Genomic DNA, 6,729 nt, shown 5'->3' on the forward strand with positions numbered 1-6,729 from the left:
CGGGGGAGTGTGGGGATGCGGTTCGCCCCTTTCGACCTGCCCGGCGGCGGTCCCCCCCCCCCCCCCCCCCCCCGCCACTCGCTCAAGATCGCGACCGCCCCCGCACCCTTCGGGGGCGCCGCACCTCACCGCGCTCCCGTGCGCACGCCGCGCCGTCAGGCGCGCGCCGTCTGTGCCGGGCGTCGGAGGCGTGCGCCGTCTGCCGGGCGCCGGAGGCGTGCGCGCGGGTGTGTCCGGCCGGTGCGGAGGTCGGTCGTTCAGAGCGCGGCGAGCGCCTCCCGGACCGAGGTCAGGTCGGTGTCCGAGGCCAGGCCGGCGTGGTAGAGGCGGAGTTCCGTCGCGCCGAGGTCGCGGGCCCGGGAGGCGTCCGCCGCCAGTGTGGCCGGGCTGCCGCCCATGCCGGACACGACGGTGAAGTTGGCGGCCACCACGGCGTCCGGCCGTCCCTGCTCCGCAAAGGGCGTGAGCAGGCCGGGCCCGCCCGTGCAGGGCACGACCACGCCGTCCGCGACGGTCAGCACGTGCGCGGGGTCGACGCCCGCGTTGGCGCCGCAGTGGTACGTCACCGGGTCCGCGTGCAGCAGCACCCGGAAGCCGTCCGGGGCCGCCGCGCGCACCGCCCGGACCGCCGCCTCCTGGAGCGTGCGGGCCCGCTCGTCCCGCCACGCGCGGGTGGCCGCCGCGTTCGCCTCGCCGAGCAGTTTCTCCACGCCCGCCCAGCCGCCGTCGTCGGGCGCCCCCCGCCACAGCGGCTCCAGCGCGGCGCGCACGGCGGACGCGAGCCCGTCGGCGTCCAGGCCCTGGGCGCCGTAGCCCTCGCGGCAGGCGGGGCAGAAGCAGAGCGACATCAGGTACTGCCCGGCCTCGCCGAGCGCGACCCCGCCGGTCTTGTCGTGGGCGTGCAGGTGCTGCAGCCCGTACCAGCCGAGGGACTCCAGTTCGGTGCCGCGCGCGCCGGGGCGTACGGCGGCCTCGGCTGCGAGGTCGACGAGGTACGCGCGGGTGGCGGGCTGCGCGATGCAGGGCGCCCACGGGTAACGGTCACCGTAGGCGTTGACCACCGAGGTCTCGGGGTGCTCGGCGCCCAGGCGGGAGCTGTGGGCGAGCACGACCCAGGTGTGGACCTCGAGCCCGGCGTCCGCGAGCGCCGACGCCGCCTCGCCGTAGGCGTCGCCGGGCGCCCAGTCGCCGGCCGGGTGGGGGCGCAGGGCGCGGCCCGCCCAGCGGTGCTCGTCCGGCGGGTAGAGGACGGCGGCGTGTTCGGCGGTGACGACGCGGTGGCGCGGGTGACGCGGCGTCAGCGCGCGCGTGGAGTGGTAGGCGGCGGCGAGCGTCACCTGCGCCACGCCGAGCCCGGCGACGAGCCCGGCGGCCGCCGGGTCCCCGCACACGTCCCAGGGATAGACGAACGCCGACGCCCTCACTTGTCCTCCTCCAGCAGCGCGTGCCCGCGCTCGATCAGCCGGGCGAGCTGCTTGACGTGGTCCTCGGCCGGTTCGTCCAGCGGGGGCCGGACCTCGCCGACGTCGAGTCCGCGCAGCCGCACGCCTGCCTTGACGAGGGAGACGGCGTAGCCGCGGCCCTGCGCGCGCAGTTCGACGAGGGGCCGGTAGAAGCCGTCCAGGAGGCGGTGCGCGGTGGTGTCGTCGCCGGACCTCAGGGCCGTATGGAAGGCGAGGGCGATCTCCGGGGCGAAGCAGAAGACGGCGGAGGAGTACAGGCCGACGCCGATGCCGCGGTAGGCGAGCTGGGTCTGTTCGGCGGTGGGCAGGCCGTTGAAGTAGAGGAAGCCGTCCGGGACCTCGGTGCGCACGGCGCTGACGACGCGCTGCATCAGGTCGAGGTCGCCGAGCCCGTCCTTGAAGCCGATGATGCCGTCCGTGCGGGCCAGTTCGACGACCGTGCGCGGGGTGAACACGGCGTTGTCGCGCTGGTAGACGATCACGGGCAGCGCGGTCGCGGCGGCGATCTCGCGGTAGTGCCGCAGCAGCCCCTCCTGCCCGGCGACCACCAGGTACGGCGGCATGGCCAGCAGGCCGTCCGCGCCGGCCGCCTCGGCGAGCCGCGCGTACCGCACGGCCAGCGCGGTGCCGTAGCCCGTGCCGGCGACGACCGGCACCCGGCCCGCCGTCGCCTCGACGGCCGCCCGCACGCACGTCTCGAACTCCTCGGGGGTGAGCGCGTGGAACTCGCCGGTGCCGCAGCAGGCGAAGACCGCGGCGGCTCCGGCCTCGACCCCGGCGCGCACGTGCGCGCGGTAGGCGTCGAGGTCGAGGCCGCCGTCGGGGGTGAAAGCGGTGACGGGGAAGAACAGCGGCCCGCTGGGGATGCTGAGTCGAGCGGCGAGAGGGGCAGGCGTCACGGGCTCTCCCTGAGGCAGGCGCGTACGTAATTCTGATCAGTGTCCATATTTCTGAACGATGCCACCCTAGGGAGGGGTCTCCGGGCCGGTCAAGCGCGCAAACCGGCAACACGACGTCGGAAGACGGACAGAATCACCGGCGTCGCGCCACACTTGACGGAGTGCGGCACCGGTCCCTAGCGTGTCCACGAATGTGAATACCGTCCACGCATGCGGCCACCTGTCAGAGGCGGCGGACCAAGGAGAACCGAGGATGCCCGCTCCCCGCACCGTTCTGCTCACCGGCGCGGCCGGCGGGCTCGGCACTCTGATGCGGAACCTGCTCCCCGCCTTCGGCTACGAGCTGCGCCTCCTCGACCTGGTCCCCATCGAGGGCGACCCGGACGCGATCACCGCCGACCTGGCCGACAAGGACGCCGTGCGCGAGGCCGTGCGGGGCGTCGACGCGATCATCCACCTCGCGGGCATCTCGCTGGAAGCCCCCTTCGAGAAGATCCTCCGGGCGAACATCGAGGGCACCTACAACGTCTACGAGGCCGCCCGCCAGGAGGGCGTCGGCCGCGTCGTCTTCGCCTCGTCCAACCACGCCGTGGGCTTCACCCCACGCCCGCAGGACGACGACCCGCTGATCCCGGTCGACACCCCGCACCGCCCGGACACCTTCTACGGCCTGTCCAAGTCCTTCGGCGAGGACCTGGCCCAGTTCTACTGGGACAAGTACGGCCTGGAGACGGTGTCGGTGCGCATCGGCTCCTGCTTCCCCGAGCCGACCAGCGTCCGGATGCTGTCGGTGTGGATGAGCCCGGCCGACGGCGCCCGCCTCTTCCACGCGGCGCTGACCGCCGAGAACGTCGGGCACACCGTCGTCTACGGCTCCTCCGCCAACAGCCGGCTGTGGTGGGACCTGTCCAGCGCGCGGGCGCTCGGCTACGAACCGCGGGACGACTCCGAGCCGTACGCCGAGAAACTCATCGCCGAACAGGGCGAGCTGGACCCGGAGAACGTGGCGCACGCCTGCCTCGGCGGCCACTTCGTGAGCGACCCGCCGATCTGGCCGTACTGACCCGTTCCGGCCGCATGCGGCACGGACTTCAGCGCGGGCGGGCACCGGACGGGCCCGCCCGCGCGTTCGTGGTGCCGCGGGGTGGCGGCGGCGCGTAAGGGAACGGCAAAACCCCTCCGCTCGTTCACCCGGCATGACAGCTATGACCCCCGGCTCGAACATCCCGCTCTCCGCCGCCCGCGTGACGGTGGACGTCGCCGCCCCGGTGCGGCTCGACGTTTCGGGCCTGCTGCTCACCGCCGACGGCAAGGTGCGCTCCGACGACGACTTCATCTTCTACAACCAGCCCGCCGGACCGGGCGTGACCTACCGTTCCGGCGGCGGCACGGCGCCCGACGCGATCACGGTCGACACCGCCGCGCTCCCCCCGGGCATCGAGAAGGTCGTCGTCACGGCCAGCCCGGACGCGGCCGGGCAGACCTTCCAGGGCATCGAACCGACGGCCACCCTCCGCAACGCGGACGACCACAGCGTCCTGGCCACGTTCACGCCCCCGCGGCTGGGCACCGAGACGGCGCTGGTGGTCATGGAGATCTACCTGCGGGGCGGCGCCTGGAAGGCGCGGGCGGTCGGCCAGGGGTACGCGAACGGTCTGGCCGGCATCGCCACCGACTTCGGCGTGACGGTGGAGGAGCCGGCCCCCGCGCCGCAGCCGACGGCTCCGCCGATGCCCGCGCCGCAGGCGCCGACGGCGCCCCCGGCCGCTCCGCTCGGCACTCCCCCGGTCCCGCCGGCGCCGCCGGCCCCGCCCGCCCCCGGCGCCGGGAAGATCAACCTCGACAAGGGCCGCGTCAGCCTGCAGAAGAACCAGACCGTCTCCCTGGTCAAGGGCGGCCGCCCGCTGCTGTCGCAGGTCAAGATGGGCCTCGGCTGGGAGCCGGCGTACCGCGGCAAGTCCATCGACCTGGACGCGTCGGTGATCGCCTACGGCCCGCAGCGCAACCACATCGACAGCTGCTACTTCGGCAAGCTGTCGATCCTGAGCGGCGCGGTCAAGCACTCCGGCGACAACCTCACCGGCGAGGGCGCCGGCGACGACGAGGTCATCGTCGTCGACCTCGGCCGTCTCCCGCAGGAGGTCACCGGTCTGGTCTTCACGGTGAACTCCTTCTCCGGCCAGAAGTTCACCGAGGTCGCCAAGGCCTACTGCCGCCTGCTGGACGCCGCGACCGGCGAGGAACTGGTCCGCTTCGACCTCACCAACGCCGAGGCGCAGACCGGCGTGATGATGGCCAAGCTGGTCCGCCAGTTCTCCGGCGAGTGGGACATGACGGCCATGGGCGACTTCGTCAAGGCGCGCACGGTCCGGGGCATGGTCAAGCCGGCGGCCCAGGCGCTGTAGGCGTCCGTACGACGCCCGGGGCGCCCCCGGCCCGGGGGCGCCCGGCGGCCGGCCGGCCCCGCCGCTCGCGAGGGGACCGGGTCCGGCCCGCTCAGAACAGCGCGCTGTAGGCGTTGAGCGCGGGCTGGCCGCCCAGGTGGGCGTAGAGGACGGTGGCGTCCCGGCCGATCTCCCCGCGCGCGACCAGGTCGACCATGCCGGCCATCGACTTGCCCTCGTACACCGGGTCGGTGACCATGCCCTCGGTGCGGGCCGCGAGCCGCATCGCCTCCAGGGTGGCCTCGTCGGGGATGCCGTACGTGCCCGCGTGGTAGCGCTCGTCCAGTTCGACGTCCTGCTCGGTCAATTCCCTCTCCACACCGATGAGCCGGCCGGTGTCGTGGGCGATCCGGGCGATCTGCGCGCGGGTCGCGGCCGGCTTCGCCGACGCGTCGACGCCGATCACCCGCCGCGGCCGCCCGCCCGCCTGCTCCAGGGCCGCGAACCCGGCGACCATGCCCGCCTGCGTCGACCCGGTCACCGAACACACCACCACGGTGTCGAAGAAGACGCCCAGCTCCCGCTCCTGCTCGGCGACCTCATACGCCCAGCCGGCGAACCCGAGGCCGCCGAGCGGATGGTCGGACGCCCCGGCCGGGATGGCGTACGGCTTCCCGCCCGACTCCTCGACCTCCCTGAGCGCCTGCTCCCAGCTCTCCTTGAACCCGATCCCGAACCCGGCGCGCACCAGCCGCACGTCGGCCCCGGCGAGGCGGCTGACCAGGATGTTGCCGACCTTGTCGTACACGGAGTCCGGCCAGTCCACCCAGCTCTCCTGCACCAGCACGCACTTCAGCCCGGCGCGGGCGGCGCAGGCGGCGACCTGGCGGGTGTGGTTGGACTGCACCCCGCCGATCGACACCAGGGTGTCGCAGCCCTTCGCCAGCGCGTCGGCGACCAGGTACTCCAGCTTGCGGGTCTTGTTGCCGCCGTAGGCGACACCGGAGTTGCAGTCCTCGCGCTTGGCCCACAGGGCGGCCCCGCCGAGGTGCGCGGTCAGCCGTTCCAGGGGGTGCACCGGCGACGGCCCGAAGAGCAGCGGGTAACGGTCGTACGAGGAAAGGGACATGCGTCCTCCGTGAGTTGTCGGGTGGCCCGGGACCCGGGTCAGTCGCCGTCGGCGAGTTCGGCCAGGCCGCGCCAGATCTCCGCGGTGACCCGGACGGCGGTGTCCGTGTCGCCGGCCGCGCAGGCCGCGATCAGCTGCTCGTGCAGGCCCGCCGAACGGCAGCTGCCGCCCTCGCCGAAGCGGCGTCGCTCCAGCCGGCGGATGAGGGGGGTGTAGCGGGCGACGGTGGCGGCGGCCGCGCGGTTGCCGGCGACGCGGACCAGGACGTCGTGCAGTTCGTCGTCGGCGTGCACCGCCGCGTCCACGTCGCCCGAGCCGACGGCGGCGGCGAACCGCTCGTTGGCCGCGCGCATCGCCGCCACGTCCGCCGCGGACAGCCGGGGCACCGCGGCCCGTGCGACCAGCTCGTGCATCGCGCCGACCACGGCCGCCGCGTCCCGCACTTCGGCGGCGACGACCGGGGTCACCCGCGTGTGGCTCTGCGGCTTGCTCTCCAGCAGCCCCTCGTCGACCAGCCGGGAGAACGCCTCCCGCACCGGCGCCCGGGACAGCCCCAGCCGCTCGGCCAGATCGGCGTCCCGCACCGCCGTCCCGGGCTCGATCTCCCCGGCCACGATGGCGTCCCGGATCACTTCGTACGCCCGGTCCCTGAGCAGGGTGCGCCGGACGGGTCGGATGGCCTCCATGACTGAAATGTTAGATGTCAGTGGCATGCGCGAGCAAGGGTGAACGTGGACAAGGGGGAACAAGGACGGGAATGGCCGTGGGGGGGGGGGGGGGGGGGGGGGGGGGGGGGGGGGGGGGGGGGGGGGGGGGGGGGGGGGGGGGGGGGGGGGGGGGGGGGGGGGGGGGGG

At 74.3% G+C, this 6,729-nt stretch carries 6 protein-coding genes; 2 read left to right on the plus strand and 4 right to left on the minus strand.

All coding sequences use genetic code 11. The features are described 5' to 3' along the window. Window positions 1-257: 257 nt before the first annotated feature. Both ACZ5GT_RS38920 and ACZ5GT_RS38925 read right to left on the minus strand, forming a co-directional pair. The gene (locus ACZ5GT_RS38920) at window positions 258-1,424 is read right to left on the minus strand and encodes a hypothetical protein (RefSeq protein WP_469036152.1); all 1,167 of its coding nucleotides are present in this window, start codon (window positions 1,422-1,424) and stop codon (window positions 258-260) included. Continuing rightward, window positions 1,421-2,362 carry a 5-dehydro-4-deoxyglucarate dehydratase gene (locus tag ACZ5GT_RS38925; RefSeq protein WP_469036154.1) on the minus strand — a complete coding sequence of 314 codons (942 nt, stop codon included), beginning with the start codon at window positions 2,360-2,362 and terminating at the stop codon, window positions 1,421-1,423. Before ACZ5GT_RS38925 ends, ACZ5GT_RS38920 begins: the two co-directional genes overlap by 4 nt. A 253-nt stretch (window positions 2,363-2,615) precedes the next feature. Here ACZ5GT_RS38925 and ACZ5GT_RS38930 point away from each other — a divergent pair, with 253 nt between their 5' ends. Next, entirely contained in the window at window positions 2,616-3,425 is an 810-nt protein-coding gene (locus tag ACZ5GT_RS38930) for an NAD-dependent epimerase/dehydratase family protein (RefSeq protein ID WP_469036155.1), read from the plus strand. A 142-nt stretch (window positions 3,426-3,567) separates the two neighbouring features. Then, on the plus strand, window positions 3,568-4,767 hold the full coding sequence (locus tag ACZ5GT_RS38935) for a TerD family protein (protein ID WP_469036161.1): 1,200 nt from the start codon (window positions 3,568-3,570) through the stop codon (window positions 4,765-4,767). 91 nt (window positions 4,768-4,858) lie between these two features. Here ACZ5GT_RS38935 and ACZ5GT_RS38940 read toward each other — a convergent pair whose 3' ends face one another. Further along, complete coding sequence (locus ACZ5GT_RS38940; protein WP_469036157.1) at window positions 4,859-5,875, minus strand: 1-aminocyclopropane-1-carboxylate deaminase; 1,017 nt, start codon at window positions 5,873-5,875, stop codon at window positions 4,859-4,861. A gap of 38 nt (window positions 5,876-5,913) precedes the next feature. Further along, window positions 5,914-6,561 carry a GntR family transcriptional regulator gene (locus tag ACZ5GT_RS38945; protein WP_469036159.1) on the minus strand — a complete coding sequence of 216 codons (648 nt, stop codon included), beginning with the start codon at window positions 6,559-6,561 and terminating at the stop codon, window positions 5,914-5,916. Between the last annotated feature and the right edge of the window lie 168 nt (window positions 6,562-6,729).

The organism is Streptomyces sp. NPDC031340, from assembly GCF_055569945.1.